Source organism: Burkholderia sp. Bp8963 (genome assembly GCF_003854275.1).
Classification (GTDB): Bacteria; Pseudomonadota; Gammaproteobacteria; order Burkholderiales; family Burkholderiaceae; genus Burkholderia.
The window spans coordinates 1-24685 of the sequence record NZ_QTQP01000028.1 but is presented as its reverse complement, the minus strand read 5'-3'; the positions used below and the strand labels follow the sequence as shown (position 1 = coordinate 24685).

Annotated in this window: 18 protein-coding genes and 2 pseudogenes; 19 read left to right on the top strand and 1 reads right to left on the bottom strand. The window is 64.3% G+C overall.

The window, feature by feature from the left end; all coding sequences use genetic code 11:
- The first annotated feature begins 17 nt into the window (after positions 1-17).
- From DID96_RS22590 to DID96_RS22525, 14 genes and pseudogenes are all read left to right on the top strand, one after another.
- Positions 18-893 (top strand): CoA ester lyase, encoded by an 876-nt coding sequence (locus tag DID96_RS22590; protein ID WP_124601489.1) that lies wholly within the window; start codon positions 18-20, stop codon positions 891-893.
- 55 nt (positions 894-948) lie between these two features.
- Positions 949-1728 (top strand): SDR family NAD(P)-dependent oxidoreductase, encoded by a 780-nt coding sequence (locus DID96_RS22585; protein ID WP_124601488.1) that lies wholly within the window; start codon positions 949-951, stop codon positions 1726-1728.
- Positions 1729-1822: 94 nt separating this feature from the next.
- Positions 1823-2983 (top strand): serine hydrolase domain-containing protein, encoded by a 1161-nt coding sequence (locus DID96_RS22580; RefSeq protein ID WP_185732333.1) that lies wholly within the window; start codon positions 1823-1825, stop codon positions 2981-2983.
- Positions 2984-3017: 34 nt separating this feature from the next.
- Positions 3018-3785: an enoyl-CoA hydratase/isomerase family protein gene (locus DID96_RS22575; RefSeq protein ID WP_124601486.1), complete on the top strand. Its 768-nt coding sequence runs from the start codon at positions 3018-3020 to the stop codon at positions 3783-3785.
- A 351-nt stretch (positions 3786-4136) separates the two neighbouring features.
- Positions 4137-5342, top strand: coding sequence for an acetyl-CoA C-acetyltransferase (locus DID96_RS22570; RefSeq protein ID WP_124601485.1), 1206 nt, complete (start codon positions 4137-4139; stop codon positions 5340-5342).
- Between the two features lie 13 nt (positions 5343-5355).
- Positions 5356-7506: a 3-hydroxyacyl-CoA dehydrogenase NAD-binding domain-containing protein gene (locus DID96_RS22565; protein ID WP_124601484.1), complete on the top strand. Its 2151-nt coding sequence runs from the start codon at positions 5356-5358 to the stop codon at positions 7504-7506.
- A 24-nt stretch (positions 7507-7530) separates the two neighbouring features.
- The gene (locus tag DID96_RS22560) at positions 7531-8691 is read left to right on the top strand and encodes an acyl-CoA dehydrogenase family protein (RefSeq protein ID WP_124601483.1); all 1161 of its coding nucleotides are present in this window, start codon (positions 7531-7533) and stop codon (positions 8689-8691) included.
- Positions 8688-9707 (top strand): nitronate monooxygenase family protein, encoded by a 1020-nt coding sequence (locus tag DID96_RS22555; RefSeq protein ID WP_124601482.1) that lies wholly within the window; start codon positions 8688-8690, stop codon positions 9705-9707. The genes DID96_RS22560 and DID96_RS22555 overlap by 4 nt, the downstream gene beginning before the upstream one ends.
- Positions 9704-10383, top strand: a pseudogene (locus DID96_RS22550) (acyl-CoA dehydrogenase family protein). Before DID96_RS22555 ends, DID96_RS22550 begins: the two are co-directional and overlap by 4 nt.
- 19 nt (positions 10384-10402) lie before the next feature.
- Positions 10403-12562 (top strand): fatty acid oxidation complex subunit alpha FadB, encoded by a 2160-nt coding sequence (fadB, locus tag DID96_RS22545; protein WP_124601481.1) that lies wholly within the window; start codon positions 10403-10405, stop codon positions 12560-12562.
- A complete protein-coding gene (locus DID96_RS22540) occupies positions 12543-13331 on the top strand; it encodes an SDR family NAD(P)-dependent oxidoreductase (protein WP_409333802.1) in 789 nt (262 codons plus the stop codon). Before fadB ends, DID96_RS22540 begins: the two co-directional genes overlap by 20 nt.
- Before the next feature lie 103 nt (positions 13332-13434).
- Positions 13435-14076: a DoxX family protein gene (locus tag DID96_RS22535; protein WP_311767762.1), complete on the top strand. Its 642-nt coding sequence runs from the start codon at positions 13435-13437 to the stop codon at positions 14074-14076.
- Positions 14077-14266: 190 nt separating this feature from the next.
- A complete protein-coding gene (locus tag DID96_RS22530; RefSeq protein ID WP_124601480.1) occupies positions 14267-15187 on the top strand; it encodes a LysR family transcriptional regulator in 921 nt (306 codons plus the stop codon).
- A gap of 181 nt (positions 15188-15368) precedes the next feature.
- Entirely contained in the window at positions 15369-16550 is a 1182-nt protein-coding gene (locus DID96_RS22525; RefSeq protein WP_124601479.1) for an acetyl-CoA C-acetyltransferase, read from the top strand.
- 99 nt (positions 16551-16649) lie between these two features.
- Here DID96_RS22525 and DID96_RS22520 read toward each other — a convergent pair whose 3' ends face one another.
- Entirely contained in the window at positions 16650-19340 is a 2691-nt protein-coding gene (locus DID96_RS22520) for a LuxR C-terminal-related transcriptional regulator (protein ID WP_124601478.1), read from the bottom strand.
- Between the two features lie 410 nt (positions 19341-19750).
- Between DID96_RS22520 and DID96_RS22515 the strand changes: the two genes are divergently transcribed.
- The 5 genes and pseudogenes from DID96_RS22515 to DID96_RS22495 form a co-directional block, all read left to right on the top strand.
- A complete protein-coding gene (locus DID96_RS22515) occupies positions 19751-20365 on the top strand; it encodes an FMN-dependent NADH-azoreductase (RefSeq protein ID WP_124601477.1) in 615 nt (204 codons plus the stop codon).
- 111 nt (positions 20366-20476) lie between these two features.
- Positions 20477-20737 (top strand): ferredoxin family protein, encoded by a 261-nt coding sequence (locus tag DID96_RS22510; protein ID WP_221624599.1) that lies wholly within the window; start codon positions 20477-20479, stop codon positions 20735-20737.
- A complete protein-coding gene (locus DID96_RS22505; RefSeq protein WP_124601476.1) occupies positions 20734-22092 on the top strand; it encodes an FAD-dependent oxidoreductase in 1359 nt (452 codons plus the stop codon). The genes DID96_RS22510 and DID96_RS22505 overlap by 4 nt, the downstream gene beginning before the upstream one ends.
- 27 nt (positions 22093-22119) lie before the next feature.
- Complete coding sequence (locus DID96_RS22500) at positions 22120-24264, top strand: molybdopterin-dependent oxidoreductase (RefSeq protein WP_124601475.1); 2145 nt, start codon at positions 22120-22122, stop codon at positions 24262-24264.
- Between the two features lie 120 nt (positions 24265-24384).
- A pseudogene (locus DID96_RS22495) lies at positions 24385-24685 on the top strand (NAD(P)(+) transhydrogenase (Re/Si-specific) subunit alpha); the annotation flags it as partial.

Below are 24685 nucleotides of genomic sequence, written 5' to 3'. Positions count from 1 at the left end.
CAAGGAGTCAATCTCACATGATGTCATCCGCCAGGCCGCGACGCAGCGCGATCTATCTCCCGGCGAACAACGCCCGCTTGCTGGACAAGGCGCGCTCGTTGCCGTGCGATGTCGTGATCCTCGACCTCGAAGACATGGTCGGACCGGATGCGAAGCCCGACGCGCGCGCGGCGGCGGTCGACGCGGTGCGCCAAGGCGATTTCGGGCGCCGCGAAGTGGTGATTCGCGTCAACGGCCTGAATACGCAATGGGGCATGCAGGATCTGGCCGCGGCGGCGCTCGCCCGGCCGGACGCGGTACTCGTCCCGAAGATTTCGTCGCCGGTCGATCTGGAGACGGCTCGCGCGGTGCTCGGCGAAACGATTCCGCTGTGGGCAATGATCGAAACGGCCATCGCGATCGTACGGCTCGACGCGATCGGGGCGGCCAGCGCAGCGAACGGCGTCGGCGCGTGGGTCATCGGCTCGAACGATCTCGCGAGCGACATTCGTTGCGCACATGACGTCGAACGGCCGGGGCTGCGGACCGCGTTGTCGATGAGCGTGATGGCGGCAAGGGCGTATGGATTGGCGATTCTGGACGGCGTGTTCAACGATCTGACGAATCCGGACGGCCTCGCGATCCAGTGCGATCAGGCCGCCGCACTCGGCTTCGACGGCAAGACGGTGATTCACCCGAACCAGATCGACGCGACGAACCGCGCGTTTTCGCCGGGTGACGCGGCGCTCGCCCGGGCGCGCGCCATCGTCGCGGCTTTCGACGCGCCGGAAAACGCGGGGCAATCGGTGCTCAAAGTCGACGGACATTGGGTCGAGCACATGCATTACGGCGATGCGGTGCGTCTGATGCGGGTCGCCGAAGCCATTCGGGCGGTCCGGCGGCAGGCCGATTAAAGGCGCGGGCGGGTTCCGGCAATGCAGTTCATTTGAAGAGAGTCAACCGAACATCATGGATACATCCAAACTACGCGTGCAATCGAAAGTCGCACTGGTGACAGGCGGCACGAAAGGTATCGGCAAAGCCATCGTCCTCAAATTCCTGCAGGAAGGCGCGGCGGTCGTCTTCACCGGCTCGACGTCCGGCGACGGCCCCGCGCTTGAACAGCAGCTGACCGAGCAGGGCCACGAGGTGAAGTTCATGCAATGCGACAGCCGCGATGAAAAGCAGATTAGCGGCGTGATCGAGCGCGTCGTGCAAACGTACGGGCGCCTCGACATTGCGGTGAACAACGTCGGCAACACCGCGCCGACGGACTCGGCGCTCGGCAAGGTGCACGAGACCCCGCTGGAGGCGTTCGAGGACACGCTGCACCGGAATCTCACAAGCACCTTTCTGAGCATGAAGCACGAGATCGCGGCGATGTTGCGGCAGGGCGGCGGCGTGATCTGCAACACCGCATCGATGGCCGGCGTGCGTGTGTCGAGCGCGGGCTCGCCGAGCTACCACGCGGCCAAGGCGGCCGTCATCCATCTGACGCGCAAGGCCGCGATCCAGTACGCGCGCGACAACATTCGCGTCAACGTCGTGGCGCCGGGCGCGACCGTCACCGAGCGCGTGCTGAGCCGGTGGACACGCGAGGAATTCGATCAGCTCGCGACGGTGCATCCGACGGGCCGGGCTGTGACGCCGGAGGAGTGCGCGGACGCGTTCCTGTTCCTCTGCTCGGACGAGGCATCGTCGATTACCGGCCATATGGTGCCGATCGACGGCGGATGGACCGCGAACTGAGCGGCGTTCGGCGGCCGGCGGCCGCGTCGAAGCGATTTCATTGACGAACATGCGCTGCGCGGGAGCGCGCGGCACCAGGCAAGGAGTACCGAAAATGAGCGAGACGAATGCTATGGCAGCCGGCGAAACCGTGCTGCAAGGTTACGTTGTAGAGGGATACGAAGGGTTGCACGACGCATTTCTGAAGAATTTCAGCGAGCTCGGCGAGATTGGCGGCAGCTTCGCGGTGATGGTCGATGGCAAGCTGGTCGCCGACCTGTGGGGCGGCTGGAAGAATGTCGAAAAAACCGCGCCGTGGGAGCGGGACACGATCTCGTGCGTCTGGTCCACGTCGAAGGGGATCGGCGCCGTGTGTTTCGCGATGCTCGTCGATCGCGGCCTGGCTTCCTACGAAGACAAGGTCAGCGAATACTGGCCGGAATTCGCGGCGGAGGGGAAGGGCGACGTGACGATCGGGATGCTCGTGTCGCATCAGTCCGGCATCACGGGCTTCTCGACGCCGGCGACGCTGGCGGACCTGTTCGCCGGCGAGGCCGCCGCGCAGCGTCTCGCGGCCCAGGCGCCGCTCTGGCCGCTCGGCACGGCATCGGGCTACAGCAACGTGGTCGGCATTCTGGAGACCGCGCTGTTCAAGCGCATCGAAGGACGATCGATCCGGAAGTTCGTCGCGGAGGAGCTGAAGGGCGTGTTCGGCCTCGATCTGTCGGTGGGCCTCGATGCGCGCGACAAGCCGCGCGTGGCCGATCTGCTCGGCGGCGACAAAATGGACGCGCTCAACACGATCCCGGCGAGCAACGACGCGCAACGCGCGGTGCACAACCCGCCGATGCGCGGCGACATGCCGAACAACGCGGACTTCCAGTCCGCCGACATCGTCGCGGCCAACGGGTTCACGAACGCGCGGGCGCTCGCATCGATGTACGGCCTGCTGCTGCACCGGGACGCGTTGGGCCGCAGGCTGGTCGGCGACGCCGCACTGGCGGAATCGAGGAAGCTGCGCTTCGACGGCATCGACCTGGTCCGTGGCGTGCGCCGCCCCTGGGCGGCCGGCTTTCTCCTCAACGAAGAACACGTGTGGGGGCCGAACAACGAAGCGTTCGGCCATGGCGGATGGGGCGGTTCGTTCGGTTTCGCCGATCCGGTCGCGGGTGTCGCCGTCGGTTATGCGATGAACCTGATGAGCGACCAGATGGATTTGAATCCGCGTCGCCGCGGGCTGATCGACGCCGTCTACGCGGCGCTCGCATCGCGTTGACCGATCGTCGTCCGAACGGATTTCAGGATTACCCATGAGCGAAGCCCTGCTTGTCGCCCGTCACGGGAGCGTCGTGCAGATCACGATGAATCTGCCGCACAAGCGCAATGCGCTGTCGGCGCCCCTTTACACGGGGCTGGCCGAAACGCTGGCGCATCTGCAGGACGACACCAGCGTGCGCGCGGTCGTGCTGTATGGCGGCAGCCATTTTTGCGCGGGCGGCGACCTCGGTGGCCTCGATGAGTCCACGCTGGACATGCGGCGGGCGATGCTTCACGGCCACCGGATCGTCCGCGCGCTGACGGGCGGCCCGTGGCCGGTTGTCGCCGCCGTGGAGGGGAACGCGTACGGCGCGGGCTTCTCGCTGGCGCTCGCGTGCGATTTTGTGGTCGCTGACGAGAACACGCGTTTTTGCGCCGCGTTCGGACGCGTCGGGCTGACGCCGGATTACGGGCTGATGTGGACGCTGCCGCAGCGCGTCGGCATCGGGGTTGCAAGAGAGATGCTGATGCTCTGCGAACCGATCGGCGGCGTCGACGCGAAGCAGCTCGGGCTGGTCGACCGGCTTTGCGCGCCGTCTGCCGTGCTTCCGAGTGCGCTCGATCTTGCCGAACGCCTGGCGGCGGCGCCGCCGGGCACGATCGCGACGACCAAGGCCGCGCTGGCGCGCGCTCCGATGCCGCTCGATGCGCTGCTCGCGTGGGAGGCCGACACGCAGTCGGTTCTGGTCCGCAGTGAGGATTTCGCCGAAGGCGTCAACGCGTTTATCGAAAAACGCACGCCGAAATTCGTGGGCCGGTGAGGAGGCGCAGTGACCGATGCTCGTGCCACGCTGCTTGCTCTTGCCGATACGGTCGAGCAGGACTGGCCGACAGCTTGCTGTCTACCGTGCCGTGCGTGGCATGCGGATCGCAGTCGTCGCATTTTCTGGCAGACGTGCGCGAGAACATGAAAAACGTCGGTTCGGACGATTCCCCCTTACGTCGCGTTGCCTAGGATAAACCACGAGTTGCGTAGCCGATAAACGCGCGCCCGGTCGTGACGGATCTCGTCCTAGCGGACGCATTGCGCCACCGGGAACTACGCGCACTACGCGTTTTCGCTTCGACCCGCACGAGTCGAAGCCATGTCGACAGTACAGATGGGACCACACATGACCGATGCCTTCATCTATGACCACGTCCGCACGCCGCGCGGCCGCGGTCGCGCCGACGGCGCGCTGCATGCCATTACGCCGGTGGAGCTGGCGAGCCAGGCGCTGATCGCGTTGAAAGATCGAAACCGGCTGGATACGCGCCAGATCGCCGACGTCGGTCTGGGCATCGTGATGCCGGTCGGCGAGCAGGGCGCCGACCTGACGCGCTTCGCGCTGCTCAATGCGGGCTACGGCGAGCACATCGCCGGTTATCAGATCAACCGCTTCTGCACGTCCGCGCTCGACGCCGTCAACCAGGCCGCGAGCCTGGTTCGGAGCGGGCTCGCGGACGCGGCCATTGGCGGCGGAGTGGAATCGATGTCACGCGTGCCGATCGGATCGGATGGTGGCGCGTGCTACTCGGACCCGCGTCTCGCGAGCCGGTATCCGTACGTACCCAACGGCGTCGCCGCGGATTTGATGGCCGCGCTCGGTGGATTCACGCGCAACGACGTCGATGCGTACGCAGTGGAGAGCCAGCGTCGTGCGGCACAGGCGAGCAGCGCCGGATATTTCGACAAATCGCTGATCGCAGTGCGCGACCTGCTCGGCGAGCCCGTGCTCGAGCGCGACGATGCGATCCGCCCGGGAACGACGCTGGACGATCTCGCGAAACTGAAGCCGGTGTTCACCGATCTCGGCGACGCGGGTTACGACGCGATCGTTCAGCAGCGCTATCCGCATCTCGAGACGATCGACCATATCCATACCGGCGGCAATTCGAGCGGGATCGTCGACGGCGCGAGCGTCGTCCTCGTCGGCAGCCGGGCGTTCGGCGAGCGTAACGGTCTTGTGCCGCGCGCGCGCATCCGCGATCACGTGTCGCTCGCATCGGAGCCGCTGCTGAGCCTCGGCGGGCCGGTGCCGGCGACCGAGAAGCTGCTGGCGCGGGCGGGCATGCGTGTGTCGGACATCGATCTGTTCGAAATCAATGAGGCGTTCGCCGTGGTGCCGATGTTCTATATGCAGGCGCTCGGCATCCCGCACGACCGCGTCAACGTCAACGGCGGCGCGATCGCACTCGGCCATCCGCTTGGCGCGACGGGGGCCATGCTGCTCGGCACGCTGCTCGACGAACTGGAGCGACGCGATCTCGGTCGCGGCCTCGTGACGCTGTGCGCGGCGGCCGGACAAGCGACCGCAACGATCATCGAACGCATCTGAGAAAGCGAACAACATGAACAACATCGATTTCGAGGTCGACGCCGACGGCATCGCGCGAGTGGCGATCAACGTACCGGGGCGAACGGTCAACGTGCTGGCGCCTGAACTGCTCGCGGAGCTGGCGCACGTCACGGAGCTGATTCGCACGCGAAGCGACGTCAGGGGTGCAGTCGTGACGTCGGCGAAGCCGGGGGCGTTCGTCGCCGGGGCGGACCTGAAGGATTTCGTGACCGCATACGATCGCAAGATGAGCGCATCGGCGGCGCGCGACCTGACGCTGGAAGCGTCGATGATCTACCGCCGTCTTGAAACCTGCGGCAAGCCCGTGGCGGCCGCGATCAACGGGCTGGCGCTTGGTGGCGGCTACGAGCTCTGCCTCGCTTGCCACTACCGCGTGCTCGCGGACGATCCGGCCGCGGTGATCGGCCTGCCCGAAGTGACGATCGGCCTGTTGCCCGGCGCGGGGGGCACCCAGCGCCTGCCGCGTCTGATCGGAATCGAGCGTGCGATGCCGTTGCTGCTCAGCGGGCGGAAGGTCAAGCCGGCGGAGGCGCTGACGCTCGGCATGGTCGACAGCGTCGTGCATGCGGATCTCGTCTACGAAACGGCGCGCGCGTGGGTGCTGCAACATCCGGATGCGTGCCAGCCGTGGGACGTGAAGGGCTTTCGTGTGCCCGGCGGCGCGGGTGCGCTCGCGCCACACGCGGCGAGCACGTTTGGCCGCGGCGTCGCCGCGGTGCGCAAGGGGACGCAGGACAACTATCCCGCTCCCGCGGCGATCCTGTCCTGCGTGTACGAGGGAACGCAGTTGCCGATCGATACGGCGCTACGCGTCGAAGCCAATTATTTCGGTCCGCTGCTGGCCGGGCCGGTCGCCCGCAACATGATCCGCACGCTGTTCGTCAACAAGCTGGCTGCCGACAAGGGCATCGGACGGCCCAGGCTGCCGGATGCGAAAGTTACGAAGCTCGGCGTGCTGGGCGCGGGCATGATGGGAAGCGGGATCGCGTTCGTGTCCGCCGCCGCCGGCATTGACGTCGTACTGCTCGACACGAACCGCGCGGCCGCCGAGCAGGGCAAGGCGCGTTGCGCCGCGTCGCTGGAAAGGGAGGTGGCCGCAGGTCGCCGCAGCGAGCAGGCCGCCACCGCGATCCTCGACCGCATCACGCCTTCCGACGATTTCGGCGCGCTTGGCGGGTGCGACCTCGTCGTCGAGGCGGTCTTCGAGAATCGCGAGATCAAGGCCGATGTGATCCGGAAAGCCGAGGCGGCGTTGCCGGTATCGGCCATCTTCGCGAGCAATACGTCGACACTGCCGATCACGGGGCTTGCAAAGCACAGCGCGCGTCCGGCGCAGTTCATCGGCCTTCATTTCTTTTCACCCGTCGAGCGGATGCCGCTCGTCGAGATCATCGTCGGACGCGACACGTCGGAGGCGACCATCGCGTTCGCGTTAGCGTTCGTGAGGCAGTTGCGCAAGACGCCCATCGCCGTGAACGACAGCCCCGGGTTCTATACGAGCCGAATCTTCTGTGCGTATATCGACGAGGGGATGGCGATGCTCGCGGAAGGCGTCGCGCCGAGCCTCATCGAAAACGCCGCAAAGCAGGCGGGGATGGCGACGGGGCCGCTGGCGGTGACCGACGAAGTCACGCTCGACTTGCAGAAGAAGGTACTGGATCAGGCGCGCGCGGACGATTTGCCGAGCCGTTTCCTGCGACAGCACGCGGCGCAGGTCATCGAGAGCATGAATGCGCTCGGCCGGCTCGGCCGCAGGGCCGGGATGGGTTTCTACAGCTATCCGGCGGGCGGCAAAAAGCATCTGTGGGATGGCCTGGCGGAGCGCCATCCGCTGCAGGAGCGACAGCCGTCCGTCGAAGACGCGAAGCGCCGGCTGCTTTACATCCAGGCGCTCGAGGCCGCCCGTTGCGTCGAGGAGGGCGTGATTACCGCGCCGGCGGACGCCGACCTCGGCGCCGTGCTGGGGCTCGGCTTTCCGACCTGGACGGGCGGCACGCTGTCGCTGATCGATACCGTGGGGCTTCGTGCGTTCGTGGCCGATTGCGATGCATTGGCGTCGCAATTCGGTGAGCGCTTCCGGCCTTCGGCATGGCTGCGCGCGCGCGCCGGCGCCGACGAGCCATTCCATCCCCGGCATGCGTGACGCGATGCACAAGGAAATCTGAATATGCGACGCACTCATTTCGACGCCGAGCACCTCGCATTCCGCGACACGGTTAGCCGCTTCTTTCGCGGCGAAATCGGTCCGCACGCCGAGCGCTGGCGTCAACAGGGCTTCGTGGATCGCGAAGCCTTCCTGAAGGCCGGTGAGCAGGGTTATCTGCTGATCTGGACGCCGGAGGAATATGGCGGACTCGGGATCGCCGATCTGCGTTTCGAGCAGATCCTGTACGAAGAGAACGTCCGTCATGGCGAGATCGGTTTCTACATGAATCTGCATTCGCGCGTCGTCGCGCCGTATCTCGGTGCGTTCGGCTCGCACGAGCAGAAGGCCCGCTTCCTGCCGCCGGCGATGCGCGGCGAGAAGATTCTCGCGATCGCGATGACGGAGCCGGGGGCGGGAAGCGATCTCGCCAGCATGAAGACGTCCGCCATCGACATGGGCGACCACTGGCTGCTCAACGGCGCGAAGACGTTCATCTCGAACGGCAGTCAGGCCGACGTCATCGTCGTCGCGGCGAGAACGGTGCCAGGAAGCCGTCACGGCATCGGGCTTTTCATCGTCGAAGCCGATATGCCCGGATTCAAGCGCGGCAACAAGCTGCGCAAGATCGGACTGCATGCGCAGGATACGGTGGAACTGTTCTTCGACGACGTGAAGGTGCCGAAGAGTCACGTGCTGGGCGATCCGGCGAAAGGGTTCTTCTACATGTCGTCGCTGCTGGCCGAGGAGCGCCTGCAGGTCGCGATCGGATCGATCGCGCATGCACAGGCGGCATTCGACATTACGCTCGATTACGTGAAGGAACGGATGGCGTTCGGCAAGCCGATCGGATCGTTTCAACACGTGCGATTCGAGATGGCTTCGATGCGCGCGCAACTCGACGCGGTGCAGGCGCTCGTCGATCACTGCGTGATGGAGGCGAATGAGCGGCAATTGACGGCCGCGGTGGCGTCGGAGGCGAAGCTGCTTGCGACGGAGCTCGAGAACAAGGTGATCGACGCCTGCGTGCAACTGCATGGCGGCGCCGGTTACATGGAGGAATACCGGATCGCGCGGATGTTTACCGACGCGCGCGTATCGAGAATTTTTGCGGGGGCCAATGAAATCATGAAGGAGATCATTGGCCGCGACCTCGGGCTCGACGACAGGAAACTCAACGCATGAAGACGCGCGTCACGGATATTCTCGGGATTCGTTACCCGATCATTCAGGGCGGCATGATGTGGGTGGGCACCGCGGAAATGGCCTCCGCGGTATCCAACGCGGGCGGACTCGGGACACTGACCGCGTTGACCCAGCCCACACCCGACGCCTTGTCGGCGGAAATCGAACGTTGCCGCGCGATGACGTCGCGGCCTTTCGCGGTGAATCTGACGATTCTGCCGGCAGCGAGCCCGCCACCTTACGAGGCATACCTCGATGCCGCGCTGGAAGCCGGGGTGACGATCATTGAAACCGCCGGCAACAGCCCGACGAAATTCATCGACAAGATCAAGGCGGCCGGCGGCGTGATCGTCCACAAGTGCACGACGGTGAGACACGCGCTGTCGGCTCAGCGAAACGGCGTCGATATCGTCAGCATCGACGGCTTTGAATGCGCGGGGCATCCGGGGGAGGACGACGTCCCGGGGCTGATCCTGATTCCGCGCGCGGTGCAGGCGCTTGACATCCCGGTGGTCGCGTCAGGCGGCATCGGGGATGGCCGGGGCATGGCCGCCGCGCTGGCGCTCGGCGCGGAGGGGATCAACATGGGCACGCGTTTTTGCGCGACGGTCGAAGCGCCGATTCATCAACGGATCAAGGACGCGCTCGTCAACGCGACGGAACGCGATACGCAACTCATCTTCCGGACGCTGAAAAATACCGCGCGCGTGTTCAAGAACGCGATTGCGGACGAGGTGGTCGCGACCGAGCGGCGTCCCGGCGGCTGCGAGTTCAAGGACATCCATCCGCTCGTCGCGGGCGCGCGAGGCAAGGCCGCGCTGGCGCAGGGCGAGATCGACGGCGGGATCATCACCGCCGGCCAGGTCGTTGCGCTGATTCACGACGTGCCGACGTGCGAAGTGCTGATCGAGCGCATCGTCGCCGATTGTCACGAACGGCTGCAGCGGGCATTGGCGCGGTTCGATGTCGCCGACGGCGCCCGCGATGAAGCCGCGCATCGAGGAGCCGCGAATTGAATTTCGACATCCCCGACAACCTGAAGGAACTTCAGCTTCGTACCCGTCGCTTCATCGCGGAGGAGGTCATCCCGATGGAGCGCGATTTGCGTCAGACGGCCCACGGCCCGAGCGAGGCGCTACGCCATGAGCTGATCGATAAGGCGCGGCGGGCCGGTCTGCTGACACCGCATGCATTGGTCGAGGCGGGCGGGCTAGGGCTCTCTCACTTCGCGAAGGCGATCGTCTTCGAGGAAGCAGGCTATTCGACGCTGGGGCCCACGGCGCTCAATATTGCCGCGCCCGACGAAGGCAACATTCACCTGATGGAGGCCGTCGCCACCGCGTCACAGAAAGCCCGCTGGCTGCAGCCACAGATGAAGGCGTCGGCTTCATGCTCGCCGATAACGAAATGGATCTTCACACCGCGCGCCTCGTGATCTGGCATTGCGCATGGCTGCTGGACCAGGGAGAGAAAGGGCGCCACGAGTCCAGCGTCGCGAAGGTGATCTGCTCGGAAGCGCAGTGGCGCGTAGTCGATCGCTGCGTGCAGATTCTCGGCGGGCCGGGTGTCACGGCGGAAACCATCGTCGCGCGAATCTTTGCCGACATGCGAGCGTTTCGCATCTACGACGGCCCGTCGGAAGTCCATCGGTGGAGCATCGCGAAACAGATCGCTCGCAGCGCTACGCATTAATCGATCAAAGGAGCCACTCATGATCTTTGAAGGAACGGCTTTGCGTCTGCGGCACGTCGAAGGCGGCGTGGCGGAATTGTGTTTCGATCGTCGCGACCAGGCGGTCAATGTGTTCGATCGCCACACGCTTGCCGAATTCGAGACTGCGCTCGATGCGCTCGCCGGACGCGACGGTGTCCGGGGGCTGCTCGTGACGAGCGGCAAGGAATCGTTCGTCGTCGGTGCGGACATTTTCGAATTCGCAAGCACGTTTCGACTATCCGACACTCAGTTGCGCGAGTGGGATGTGAGATGCAGTGCTCTTTTCACGCGACTCGAGGACGTGCCGTATCCGACCGTGTCCGCGATCAACGGAATGGCGCTCGGCGGCGGTCTGGAGCTGGCGCTGACGAGCGACTTCCGGGTGGCCGCGACCGCGGCGCGGCTGGGGTTGCCCGAGATCGGGCTCGGAATCGTGCCGGGGTACGGCGGGACAGTCCGCTTGCCGCGAATTGCCGGTGCGGCCGTCGCGCTCGACTGGATCGTCAGCGCGACGCCGAGGACCGCCGAAGCCGCGGCGGCATCCGGCGTGGTCGATGTGGTCTGCGAACCGGACGCGCTGCGAATGACTGCGCTCGCTTGCCTGCACGACGCGATCCGGCAGCCGGATAGCTGGAATACACGGCGACGCGCGCGATTGGGGCCGTTCGACGTGCCGGCGAAGGCGCTCGGCGACGCGAGGGCGGCCGCGCGCCGCTACGGTCCGCACTTTCCGGCAGCTTCCGCGGCGGTCGATCTGATCGGCGAAGCGGCGTCGCTCGGGCGTGACGGGGCGCTCGCTCTCGAGGCCGATACGTTTACGAAACTCGCGAAGAGTCAGGCGGCCGCGTCATTGGTGGGGATTTTCATCAACGAGCAGGCGCTGAAACGGAAGAGCCGCGATGCAGCTCGCATCGCGAGGCCGGTGCGTCGGGCCGCCGTGCTCGGCGCCGGCATCATGGGCGGCGGAATCGCGTATCAGAGCGCGCTACGTGGCATCCCGATCGTGATGAAGGACATCGCGCAGGCGGCGCTCAATCTCGGCATGCGCGAAGCGGCGAAATTGCTCGACAAACAGGTCGGCAGCGGAAAGATGCCGGAGGAGCGGGCGCGGCGGGTTGGGGAAAGCATTGTTCCAACGCTCGAATTCACCGGCTTCGACAGCGCGGACGTCGTCATCGAGGCCGTCGTCGAGAATCTTGGCATCAAGCGCAGCGTGCTGGCCGACGTCGAACGCCGGATTACCGGCGATGCGGTTCTGGCCTCCAACACGTCGTCGCTGTCTATCGCGGATTTGTCGTCTGCGCTGACGCGCCCGGAGAACTTCGTCGGAATGCATTTCTTCAATCCCGTTCCCGTGATGCCGCTCGTCGAAGTCGTGCGGGGGCCGCGGACGTCGGCCGAAGCCGTTGCGACCGTCGTCGATTATGCGCGGTCGATGGGCAAGGTGCCCATCGTCGTCGCTGATTGCCCGGGCTTCCTCGTCAATCGCATCCTGACCGCCTACATCGTGGCGTTCCTGATGCTGGTGCGGGACGGCGTGGACTTCATCGCAATCGATGCGGCCATGGAGGCCTTGGGCTGGCCAATGGGGCCTGCGTATCTGCAGGACGTCGTCGGCATGGATACGGCTTCGCACGTGATCGACGTCGTCAGCGCCGGGTATGCGCCGCGCATGAATGTCGACGGTCAACACGCGGTCGTGCTGATGGCTACGCACGGTCGCCTGGGCCAGAAAAGCGGGCTTGGGTTTTATCGTTATGCGCCGGATGCGAAAGGCCGTCCGCAGAAGCTCGAGGCGGACGATACGCATGAGCTGCTCGCTTCCGTGCAACCGTACGGCGTCCGTGAGATGGCGGCTGACGACATCGTTCTTCGCATGATGTTGCCGATGATCGTCGAGGCCGCGCGCTGCCTCGACGAGCAGATCGCGGAATCCGCCGGCGACATTGACATGAGTCTCGTCCTCGGGATCGGTTTTCCTCGCCATCTGGGCGGCGCACTGCGGTACGCGGATGCGCTCGGCGCGCAGCAGGTCGTGGCGGCGTGCGAGCGTTTCGCGTCGCTCGGGCGGCTCTATGAGCCGCCGCCAGGCCTGCTCGCGCTTGCGGATCGCAACGGCCGCTATTTTGACGACACGGATGGTCGCCATGCGCCTTGACATCGACGCGCTGTTCTCGCTGTGCGGGCGGCGGCCGTTCGTGACCGGCGCGTCGAGCGGCCTGGGGCGCTATTTCGCGCGCGCGCTCGCGCAGGCGGGGGCGACCGTCGTCGTCGCGGCTCGCCGCGTCGACCGCCTAAACAACGTGGTCGCCGAAATCGAGCAGGCCGGCGGAATGGCGATCGCTGCTTCGATCGACGTCACGTCTGCCGACAGCGTTCGCCTGGCTTTCGACGCTATCCAGGCGGACGTGGGCGTCGTCGACCTGGTCATCAACAATGCGGGCGTGGCATCGACGCATCCGTTGCTGGAGCATAGCGAGCAGACCTGGGACGAAGCGATCGACACGAATTTGAAGGGCGCGTATCTGGTCGCCACCGAGGCGGCCCGGCGCATGGTGGCCGCTGGCGTCGGCGGTGCCGTGATCAACATTGCTTCGATCACGGGCCTTCGCGTCGCCGGCGGTGTCGCGCCTTACTGCGCATCGAAGGCTGGCCTGATCCATCTGACACGCTCGATGGCACTGGAGCTTGCGCGCCATCGAATCCGTGTCAATGCGATCGCGCCCGGCTACGTGTCGACCGAACTCAACGCCGGGTTCCTGGCCAGTGACGCGGGGCAAAAACTCATGAGCCGCATTCCGGGGCGCGCGTTCGGCCGGCCGGAGGATCTGCTCGGCCCGTTGCTGCTGCTGGCATCGGACGCCGGCGCCTACATGACCGGGTCGGTCGTCGCGGTCGACGGCGGGCATCTGGTCAGCAGCCTTTGAGCCGGGCGCCGGCGCGCGTCGCCCGAGCGTCGGCGCTTCGGGCATGTCGCCATCCGACCTGAATTCCACAGCGCTGCGTGCGTGATCGATCGGCGAATTCGCGTTGATTCTGGACGAGTGCAATCCGTGTTGTCCGTCTAGTCATCGGATTCGGCAATGCCTACGATGCATTCCACGGGCCTCGATCAGCCTCCGAGCGGTAACCACCTTCGGTGGCGGGCTGTCGAAGGTCCGCGGCATCAATCATGCTGCCGCCGTCCGTCGCATCGGCCAACACTGTCGCTGCGCGGTTCGTTTCCGAAACTCACCTTCATTAGCCATCGCCATGAACTCAAACATCAAATCTCGAGATGCACTCGCACTGATCGGTCGAATCCTCATCGCGACCGTTTTCCTTTTCAGCGGAGTCGGCAAGCTGGCCGCACCGGCGGCGACCATCGGATACATCACGTTCGTTGGGTTTCCCGCGCCGACGACCGCCTTCGTCGTCGCGACGGCGCTCGAGCTCGTCGGCGGCCTGCTGCTGATCGTCGGGTTCCAGACACGGCTCGTCGCCGCGTTGCTGGCCGTGTATTCGATCGCGACGGCGCTGGTGTTTCATCATGCATTCGGCGATCAGAACCAGGCGTTCCACTTCCTGAAGAATGTCGCGATGGCCGGCGGTCTGATTCAGGTTCTGGCATTCCGCGCCAGCGCGTTCAGCCTCGATGGCCGACGTCAGCCGGTGGAGGTTCGCGCCGCGTAATCGCATCGGTGCCTCGTCGGGCGCGTTCGCCGCACCCGACGATGCGTTTGGTACCGGCGATCGGAGCCCTGTCGTTAAGTCGGGCTTCTTCCGTTGAGTGCAAATCCACACTCAACAGATGCCAAATGGCTAGCCTCTAGTAGACTAGTGCCCAGGTCGGACTTCACGCATCCAATCCGGGAGACATTCGATGGTCGATCTGAACGACGTTGCGCTTTTCGTCTGCGTGGCGAGCGCCGGCAGCTTCGCGGAAGCGGCACGGCGCCTCGGTCTGCCCGCCAACACCGCGAGCCGGCGCGTGCAGGAGCTCGAGCGGGAACTCGGCGTGCGTCTGATGCAGCGCTCGACTAGACGGCTCGTTCTGACCGACGCCGGCCAACGGCTCTTTTCCCAGTGTGCGGATCAGATCGAATCGGTGGAGCGCTCGACGCAGGAAATCGCCGAGGGGACCGCGACGCCGAGCGGCCGCGTGCGCGTCGCGCTTCCCGCCGATTTCTTCCATGTCGTCCCCGCGGCGATCATGAGCGAATTTCTCGCAGCATACCCTCGGGTACGGCTGGAGTTCGTTCTCAGCGATGCACGCGCCGATTTGCTCGGCGAGAACATCGACGTTGCGTTTCGTGTCGGAAAAGCAATCGAGCCGAACCTGATTGCTCGCCAGATCGGCTGGACATCTGCCGGACTGGTGGCGAGCCCCGCCTACCTCGAAGTCCATGGCGAGCCGGACGCGCCGCCCGACCTGTCCGATCACGATTGCATCGCCGCGCCGTCCAATCCGACCGGATACACGATTTGGCGGCTCGACGGCCCGGACGGCCCTATCGAAGTCGCAGTCAGAGGACGATTCCACGTGAACAGCATGCAAGTGCAGCTCGACGCCGCGCGCAGTGGCCTCGGCATCGCATTGCTGCCGACCGCGATGGTTGCCGGCGATGTCGCCGCCGGCCGTCTGTCGATGGTATTGCCGGAATACGGATTGCATCGCGTCGGCGTCTATCTCGTCTATCTGAACCGCCGGCAACTGCCGCGCGCGGTCAGCGCGTTCATCGAGTTCACGGCGGTGAAACTGCTCGAAACGAAGCTCGTCGTGCCGCTCGCGTCGAAAGCGTAGAGCTGGCGTGCCGATGCTGTTTTCAATGACGAACTGCAGTCTCGGTTCCGCGCAGCAAGATCGTCGTATCTGACGATGACCGCATCGATTCCTCGTTCGTACACTACTCACGATCGCCTCGCCGTCGACTTGTCGCGAGGCTGGACAACCCCGTTCCGTTTCATGCATTCGTGAGGTCAACATGGCTGAAGCTTATATCGTCGCTGCCGCGCGTACCGCGGGCGGCCGGCGCAGTGGTCGTCTATCGGGCTGGCATCCGGCCGACCTTGCCGCAGAGGTGCTGGACGCGCTGATCGATCGCGCTGGTGCCGATCCTGCGGTGGTCGACGATGTGATCATGGGTTGCGTCAGTCAACTAGGCGAGCAATCGATGAACGTCGCGCGCACCGCGATACTTGCGTCGAAGCTGCCGATCTCGGTGCCGGGCACCACGATTGACCGGCAGTGCGGATCGTCGCAGCAGGCGTTGCACTTCGCCGCCCAGGCGGTGATGTCCGGTACGATGGACATCGTCATTGCAGCCGGCGTCGAAGTCATGTCGCGCGTGCCGCTCGCGTCGGCGAATTCGCTGGCGATCAAGAACGGCATGGGCGGCTATATCAGCCCGCGTGTCGGCGAGCGTTACGACCACGTCGAATTCAGCCAGTTCTCAGGCGCGGAAGCGATCGCGAAGAAGTACGCGCTGACGCGCGAACGACTCGACCTGTTCGCGCTCGAAAGCCATCACCGAGCGATCGACGCGACGCGGGAGCAGCGCTTTGTCGACGAGATCGTTCCCGTGGCTGCGATCGGCCTCGATGGTGCCGTCGGCAGCGAGATGCACACGATCGACGAAGGCATCCGCTTCGATGCATCGCTCGACGGCATTCGCAGCGTGAAGACGCTGCAGGAAGGGGGGATGATATCCGCGGCGGCGTCGAGCCAGGTGTGCGACGGTGCGTCGGGCGTGATGGTGGTGAGCGAGCGCGGATTGAAGATGCTCGGCGCGAAGCCACTCGCCCGCGTACATCATATCTCGGTGCTCGGACACGATCCGGTGATCATGCTGGAAGCCCCGATTCCGGCTACGCAGCGCGCGCTGAAACTGGCTGGGCTGACCATTCAGGATATCGACCTGTACGAGGTCAACGAAGCGTTCGCGCCGATACCGCTCGCATGGCAAAAGGTGCTCGACGCGGATCCGGCCCGGTTGAATGTCAACGGCGGCGCGATTGCGCTCGGGCATCCGCTGGGCGCATCCGGCACCAAGTTGATGACGACGCTGATTCACGCGCTCGCGCAGCGTGGAATGCGCTATGGCCTTCAGACGATGTGCGAGGGTGGCGGTTTGGCTAACGTGACAATCGTCGAGCGGCTTCAGTAATGTCTACCCGAAGCGGCGATCATACGGGCGTCGATACGGCCCCTGCGTCGATTCCGCTTCGATCGCTTGTGCTGGCGATTCGGTGTGCTGTCGATGTGCTCAGGGCATCAGCCCGAGCTTGCGCGCGATTGCGACGGCTTGTGTGCGGCTGTTCGCGTTCAACTTGCTGTTGATGTTGCGCAGGTGGGTGCGAACCGTGCTGTCGGACACGAAGAGGTTTTCAGCCATCGCGGCGTTGGAATACCCTTCGGCGAGCAGCTTGAGCACGCGCAGCTCCTTGCGGGTCAGCGGGTCGAGCAGCGTGCCGTGGCAGCACGTCACCGCGTGCGTGGCGCCGGAAACGTGCGTCGGCGCCAACACCTGCAGCAGTCGATGCAGATACTCGCTGAGAATGGGATCGTCCAGGTGCGAGCCGCCTCCGTCCGCCAGTGCGCGGCATTGTTCCAGCAGCGGAGCGATCCGTGGGCCTTCGTCGAGAATCAGGCGGACGAAGCCCTCCTGGCAAGCGTGGTGCAGCACCGGCGCGACCATCTCGACGGCAGCGTGCATGTCGCTTTTGCAATGCAACGCGAGCGCGGTCAGCAGGCGCAACTTCAATGCGCGGGTATGGCGCGACGTCTGCTGCGCGTCGACGAGCGCCGGCTCGAGCAGCGCCAGCGCGTCGTCGGGATCGCCAAAGGCGATGTCCCAGCGTGCACGCCCGATCACGATGTCGTCGACGTCATTGGCGGGCAGGCTCCTTCGCGCGATGTTGCGCCACAGATCGGCGTCGTCGGCATGCTTCAGCTCCTCGTGCGACAACGCCGCATGTCCCTGCAGCAGCAGAAGTCGCGCGCGCTCGATGCGCGCAGTCGCGATGGCGCGTGGTAGCTGGCGCTCGATGCCGAGGTATTCGAGTTCGGTCAGGAAGCGCTGCGACTGATCGACGTCACCGCGCTGGAATGCGATCCGCGAGCGGATTCGGCAGCCGACGATGATATGGTCCGGCAGGCCCGCGTCGCATGCGAGCGGCAGGTAGACGTTGAGCAGATGCTCGGCCTGTTCGATGTTATCCGCTTCGTAGACCGAGCCGGCATACAGCACGCCGGCCCACGCGTTGCCTTTCGTCAGGTTGTACGAATGCGCGCGCGCCGAACCCGCCGCGAGGCGGAAGCGCGCGGCGGCCTTGCGCATGTGTCCCAGTTGCAGGTCGATGAGACCTTCGGTCGATTCCGTGTGCATGCGAATGAAGACGCCGGCGTTATGCATGTGGCGCGCGGTGTCGAGCAGACGATGCGCTTCCTCGCACTGGCCGAGCACCGATGCGATATGCCCCATTGCATTGCACAGAACGCCGTCGGCGAATGCGCTCAGCGTGGGCAGATGATCCAGGCATTGCTTACCGAGCGCATAGGCTTCGTCGAATCTATCCATCATCGCGAGCAGCATCGGGCGCAGGCCGTTGATGTGCGCGCGTACCAGCGGATCCACGCTGTCCGCATAGCCCGAGTGTTCGAGCAACGCCATCGCCTGGCGCGGGCCAAGGGTGAAAGCCGTTGCCCAGATCGAGATGACTTGCAGGCGCGGATGCGCGGCCAGGTCGTGCGGCTTCAGCGAGCCGAACCAGCGCGCGAGCAGGCGCATGCGGCCTTGCTCGAGGAAGCGGTCGGCGTGCTGCGCGAGCAGCGACAAAGCATACGGCGTATCGCCGCCTTCGAGCGCATGCTCGATTGCGGCCTCGGGGCGCTGCTGCTCCTCGTGCCAGCCAGCCGCCGCCAGATGTAGGCGCACAATTTCGTCCGGTCGTTCGACACGCAATTGCGTGCTCAGATAGTCGGCGAACATGCTGTGGTATCGCCACGTGGCGTCTTTGCCGTCGACCGGCGTGAGAAAGAGGTGCGTGGCGACAAGCCTGCCCAGAATGTCGTTCGCGTCGAGCCCCGGATTGAGCGCCTGGCATAACGAAGGCTCGAGCTGTCGCAGTATGCTGGTGCGCAGCAGGAACTCGCGGATGTCAGCCGGCTGTTGTGCGAGCACGTCCTCGGCCAGATACGCGGCAACATCCCCATGCGCACCCGAGAAGCGCTCGATGAAGTCGCTGTCGGCGTTGCGTCGTGCGAGCGACAGCGCCGCCAGCGACAGCGCCGCGGCCCAACCCTCGGTTTTTCGATGCAGGCGCATCACGTCGTCGGTGGACGGAGGATGCGGCATTCGCAGGTTAAAGAGCGTCTGTGCTTCCTGCGGCGTAAATCGAAGATTCTCTTCGTCGATTTCGAGCAATTCGCCCTGTACGCGCAGACGCGCGATACCGAGATCGGGTTGCACGCGTGTGCCGATGAGGATCTGACCGTTGCGCGGCAGATGTTCGATCGCTTCCCGGATGAGTCCGATGACGGCTGGCTCGACCAGCTTCTCGAAGTCGTCGAAGAATACCGTGAACGCTGTCACATCGTGCGACAGCACCTGCAGGGTTTCCAGCGGCGTACCCAACGGGATGTCGTCGACGCCGGATTGTGCGATCGCCGCGCGCAGGCACCGGATGAAGCGGGGCACGTCGTTGTCTGCGCGGTCGAGCGAGACCCACACGGTATGAACGTTGGCCTGGTCAAGGCGGCTTCGCGCCTGCGTCATGGCAGTCGTCTTGCCGAAGCCGGCCGGGGCATGGACGAGCACCAGCCTCGCACGCGAACTGGCGATGCGCTGGCAGACATCGGCGCGCCCCACCTCGCGATCGGACGGTTTGTCGAGCGCAATGGCCGAGGTCGGAGCAGTCGTGGCGGACAACGGAGGAAGCGAGGTGAGCGCGTTCATCGATAGCACCATGGGTTTGGATTTCACCGCGCGTCAGCCGACGAAATGTCGGCGGGACATGCGTGAAATTTATGCACCAACTCGGGTCGTTGACTAGGTGTTGAAATCGGGGGGCACTCATCCAGAAATTGGAGGAGTCCCGGGAGTGACGCAAAGGAAAGCAATCCTGTCGCTCGCGCTTGCGTTGCCTGACACAAGCATCGACGCGCGATCGATTGGCCTCGCTCATGGACGAGTGAAATCCGCGTTCACCCGCTAATAGTCGGGCGACGTGTTGGCTAGGATGCCTCTACGCGCCATGCATGCAATGCATCGCCGGGAGTGTGCCGAGCGAGGCGCGCGACCGCCGGGCAGTGGATTAGGGCGAAGTAGCGTGCAGCGGGTCACTCAACCTTTCAGGGTCTCCAGTCATGATGACTATTCTTCACATCAATAGCAGCATTCGCAATGCAGGTTCCGTTTCCCGCCAGCTTTCGTCCGAATTCATGAGCAAATGGAAGGTGGCCAATCCTGGCGACGTCGTGATCGAGCGCGACCTGGCGAGCAATCCGGTGCCGCATCTGACCGAGCAGATGATGGGGGCTTTCTTCACGCCGGCCGACCAGCGTTCAGCGGAGCAGGCCCGCACCATCGAACTGGCCGATGGGCTCGCCGAAGAGTTGTTGCGCGCCGACGTAATCGTGCTTGGCGCGCCGATGTACAACTTCTCGATCAGCTCGGCGCTCAAGGCGTGGATCGATCACGTGACGCGTGCCGGCCTGACATTTAACTACACCGAGACGGGGCCTGTCGGTCTCGTGACGGGCAAGAAGGTCTACCTGTTCACGGCGAGCGGCGGCGTCTATAGCGAAGGGTCGGCACAGGCAATGAATTTCCAGGAGACCTATCTACGCGCAGTACTGGGCTTCATCGGTCTGACCGACATCACGGTGGTGCGCGCTGAAGGTCTGGCCATGGGCGTGCCGTCTGTCGATGCCGCGCTGACGCGGGGGCGTCAGGCAATCGCCGGGCTCGTCGCTGCCTGATTCGGCTTGACTGGATTGCGCGGCGCCCGGAGGCAACGGGCGTTCGACGCGGATGATCGCCCGCGCGGCGGGCGCGGGAAGGACCGAAACTCGGGAGTAACGATGGCTCATGTGATCGCCGCGCCGTGCGTGGCGGACTATTCATGCGTGGAGATCTGCCCGGTCGGCTGCATCGGTCCGCGCCCGACCGACGGGGATTTCGACGACGCCGAGCAGTTGTACATTGACCCGGACATTTGCATCGATTGCGGCGCGTGCGTCGAAGTCTGCCCGGTATCGGCGATCTTCGAAGCGGGTTGCCTGCCCGACAAATGGCGGCATTACGCGCAGGTCAACAGGGAATACTTTTCGGCGAGGGGCGAATCCGCATGATGCTGAGAGTCGCGATCGTCGGTGCGGGTCCTGCTGCAATGTATGCGGCCGGGCATCTGCTCGAAACATACGGGCTTGTGGCCGGCATCGACATTTTCGAACGCGTGCCAAACCCTTGGGGGCTCGTACGCGCAGGCGTCGCCCCGGATCACCCGGAAAAGAAATCGGTGGTCGGCCGGCTTTTCGAATATCACCTGAACGATCCGCGCGTGCGTTTTTTCGGCAACGTCGAAATCGGCACCGATATCGGCCACGCAGAGCTTGCCGCGTGGTACGACGCGATCCTCTACGCCGTCGGTGCGAGCAGCGACACTCGCATGGACATTCCGGGCGAAACCTTGCCGGGTTGCTGGGCGGCGCGAGAATTCGTCGGGTTTTACAACGGTCATCCGGACTACCGGCATCTCGGCTTCGATCTGTCGTGCGAACGGGCGGTGATTGCCGGCAACGGTAATGTCGCGCTGGACGTCGCACGCATGCTGACAATGCCGGTGAAGACACTCGAACGCACGGACATTGCTGACCATGCACTCGACGCATTGCGTCGCAGTGCCATTCGCGAGGTGGTCGTGTTGGGTCGACGCGGTCATTTGCAGGGCGCGTTCCACAATCCAGAACTCGAAGAACTCGAGCATTTGGACGACGTGGACGTGCACGTCGACGGCGTGTCGCTGGCCGATGAGGATGGCGGGAATCCAGAGCTGGACTGGGACGTCCGGCGCAAAGTGGCGACGCTGAAGCGGCTCGCAACCCGACCATCCCGTCCGTCGAACAAACGCATCGTGTTGCGTTTTCTCACGTCGCCCGTCGAGTTGCGCGGGAGCGGCAAAGTCGAACAGGCGGTGGTCGTGCGTAATCGTCTTGTGCAGGACGCTTGCGGTACGTTGACTGCACAACCCACGGAGGAACGGTCGGTGTTGAGCGCGGGGCTCGTATTGCGTGCGATCGGCTATCGAGGTAGCCCTTTCCCCGGACTTCCATTCGACGACCGCCGCGGCGTTATCCGGAACATCGCCGGACGCGTAGTCGACGCGCAAGGATGGATTCCGGGCACCTATGTCACGGGCTGGTCCAAACGCGGCTGCCGAGGAATCATCGGCAGCAACAAGAAGTGTGCGCGAGAGACTGTGGACTGTTTGATCGAAGATGCGAGAAACGGACGATTGCCTCGGGTGAGCGTCGACAAGGAAGCGATATTGGCACTTGTCACAAAGAGAAAGCCGGAATTCGTCCTCCGCCGTGACTGGATTGCGATCGATCGTGCGGAAAGAGACGCGGGGCGTCAAACGGACAGACCGCGCGTCAAGATGACCGACGTCACAAGCATGCTGGCGTGCGCTGCGGCGGCGCGCTGATTTCGCACTCGACAAGGAGAAGATGTCTTGGCGCATACGAAATCGACCTTTTGCCGCATATGCGATCCTCATTGCCCGTTGCAGGCCGAATTCGACGACTATGGGAAATTGATCCGCTTGATACCTGATCGAGACCATCCGAGCGGCGGCATGGCGTGCCACAAGGGGCTGTCCTATCTCGACGTGCATCACCATCGCGATCGGCTGAACTGGCCGCAAAAACGCATGAATCCACGCGCGGAAGTGCGTGGCGAATTCGCGGCGACGGATTGGGATGTTGCAATGACCGACATCGGCCATAGATTGCAAGCGGTTCGCGACCGATATGGGCCGGATTCGATCGCTGTGTATATGGGGAACCCGTGGTCGTTCGACGCACCGGCATTCCTTACGCTCGGGCAGTTCCAGGACGCAATCGGCACCCGGATGCGCTTCAGCGCGAATACGCAGGATACGGCCAACAAGTTCGTCGCGGCCGGTGAGATATATGGTTCACCGATGTCGTTGATGGTGCCCGACGTCGGCCATACCGACTATCTGCTCTGCCTCGGCTCGAACCCGAAAGTCTCGAGATGGGTGTTGTTCTCGACACCGAACGACGGTGGCGACACGCTGAAGCAGATTGTCCGGCGCGGTGGCAAGGTGCGCTTTGTCAATCCGCGGGCGATCGAGTCTTCCACTGTCGAAACCGGGCCAACGTTACGTATCAAACCCGGGACGGATGTCTATTTTCTCGCGGCGCTGTTGCACGAGATCGATCGGCGCGGCGGCATCGACGAGGCGCTGGTAAACCGTTACGGCAAGCACGTTGACGCGCTGAGGCGCTTTTGCCGCGAATACCCGGTACACAAGGTCGCGCCAGTGATCGGGCTCGAGGCGAAGGTCGTGATCGAAGTGGCCGATGAGATGCTTGCGGCCCGATCCGCGGCCGTCTACATGGCAACTGGACTCAATCAGAGCCAGCAGGGCATCCTGTGCTACTGGCTGGTGGAAATGATCAACTTCGTCACCGGAAACCTGGGGCGGCGGGGTGGCACCTACAAGCCGAGCGGACTGCTGAGCTATTTCCCGCCGCGCGCGCTGTCTCGACCCATGAAAACGTCTGTCGGGACGTTCGATGTGCCGGAGCCGATGGGGCACGCTGTCATGCCTGCTGTGTCGTTGCCTGCGTTCATCGAAAGTGGGGACGTGCGCGCGCTAATCGTGCTCGGCGGCAACCCGCTGCTCACGGTAGGCGGCGGCGATCGCTTGCGCGAAGCATGCGAAAAGCTGGACATCATGGTGAGCGTCGACATCTTTCGCAATGCGACGGGGGAGATGGCCGACTACGTGCTGCCGGCAACGGACTCGCTCGAGCGCAAGGACATCAACCTGCTGGCGAGTGGCATGCAGTCCGTTCCGTACGTCCAGTACACGGATGAGGTCGAGCAGCCGGCGGCAGGCCGGCGCAGCGGCTGGTGGATCCTTGCCCGTATCGCTCAGGCGATGGGCGTGTCGTCATCGCTCGACGACAACCCCGATCTGAGCGACGGCGCGCACGAGATCGACGCGATGTTGGCGATGAAGGGGCTTTCGATAGACGTGCTTCGGGCGATGCCTGCGCAGACGGCGCTCTTTGAGCAGGAAGATTTTGCAGTGCTGTTTGATCGGTGTCTTCAGCACGAGGACCGGAAGATCGATTGCTTTCCAACGGCATTCGCCGAAGCGGGACTCATCGCACGCTGTCATGCGATTTTCGTCGAGCGTCTATTGGAACCGGGCGACACGCTGAGACTCATTTCGCTGCGCACGCCTTACATGCAAAACAGTTGGCTCGCGAATGTGGAGCGATTCCGGCAGGGGCGTCAGAGCATCAATCCGCTGAATATTTGTGAAGAAGATGCGTCGACGCGAGGTCTTCACAATGGCGACGCGGTGCGCGTATTCAACGAATACGGAAGCATTGAAACGCGGGTGCTGGTCAACAACGATTTGAGACCTGGTGCGGTTGCGATGACGCACGGGCACGGCAATACGCACGCGTATGGCTTGTCGGTCGCGTCGCGCAAGGCCGGTGCCAACTGTAATTCGTTGATGCCGACAGACGCGAATACGATTGAGCCGTTGAGCCACATGTCGTGGTTGTCGGGCGTACCGGTGCAGATCGAAAGAATTGACGTCCTGAGAATGTGAATGGCGGCCCGGCGACAAAAGTTGGTCGATTTTGATCGGGCCGATGGCGTCGGGGCGCGTGTAATGCGCTTCAGCGTCGCTGATTCACGATGCGTTGGTTGCGAGTGACGATGTGCCAATTTGATAGGTGTGCCTGTCGAAACGAGGCCGGGCGAAACTCGGGTTGCCGCGACGCCGGAAACCATCAAGAAATACATGGCCGCCGGCCACCGAGTGAGCGTGGCGAAAGGGGCGGGCGTCGCAGCCAGCTACCCGGACGACGCGTACGCGGCCGCCGGCGCCGAGTTGACCGACCAGTCGGCTGCGTTTGCCGCCGACATCGTGCTGAAGGTGCAAGCGCCGACGGATGCCGAAATGGCGTCGCTGAAACGCGGCTCGGTGCTGATCGGGATGCTCGAGCCGTTCAACACGGAACAGGCGG

Coding starts and splice junctions, on each gene's coding strand:
- DID96_RS22520 (WP_124601478.1), bottom strand. CDS start 19,340: ATGAACGCGCTCACCTCGCTTCCTCCGTTGTCCGCCACGACTGCTCCG.
- DID96_RS22580 (WP_185732333.1), top strand. CDS start 1,823: ATGAGCGAGACGAATGCTATGGCAGCCGGCGAAACCGTGCTGCAAGGT.
- DID96_RS22525 (WP_124601479.1), top strand. CDS start 15,369: ATGGCTGAAGCTTATATCGTCGCTGCCGCGCGTACCGCGGGCGGCCGG.
- DID96_RS22560 (WP_124601483.1), top strand. CDS start 7,531: ATGCGACGCACTCATTTCGACGCCGAGCACCTCGCATTCCGCGACACG.
- DID96_RS22555 (WP_124601482.1), top strand. CDS start 8,688: ATGAAGACGCGCGTCACGGATATTCTCGGGATTCGTTACCCGATCATT.
- DID96_RS22540 (WP_409333802.1), top strand. CDS start 12,543: ATGGTCGCCATGCGCCTTGACATCGACGCGCTGTTCTCGCTGTGCGGG.
- DID96_RS22505 (WP_124601476.1), top strand. CDS start 20,734: ATGATGCTGAGAGTCGCGATCGTCGGTGCGGGTCCTGCTGCAATGTAT.
- DID96_RS22575 (WP_124601486.1), top strand. CDS start 3,018: ATGAGCGAAGCCCTGCTTGTCGCCCGTCACGGGAGCGTCGTGCAGATC.
- DID96_RS22570 (WP_124601485.1), top strand. CDS start 4,137: ATGACCGATGCCTTCATCTATGACCACGTCCGCACGCCGCGCGGCCGC.
- fadB (WP_124601481.1), top strand. CDS start 10,403: ATGATCTTTGAAGGAACGGCTTTGCGTCTGCGGCACGTCGAAGGCGGC.
- DID96_RS22590 (WP_124601489.1), top strand. CDS start 18: ATGATGTCATCCGCCAGGCCGCGACGCAGCGCGATCTATCTCCCGGCG.
- DID96_RS22565 (WP_124601484.1), top strand. CDS start 5,356: ATGAACAACATCGATTTCGAGGTCGACGCCGACGGCATCGCGCGAGTG.
- DID96_RS22585 (WP_124601488.1), top strand. CDS start 949: ATGGATACATCCAAACTACGCGTGCAATCGAAAGTCGCACTGGTGACA.
- DID96_RS22530 (WP_124601480.1), top strand. CDS start 14,267: ATGGTCGATCTGAACGACGTTGCGCTTTTCGTCTGCGTGGCGAGCGCC.
- DID96_RS22515 (WP_124601477.1), top strand. CDS start 19,751: ATGATGACTATTCTTCACATCAATAGCAGCATTCGCAATGCAGGTTCC.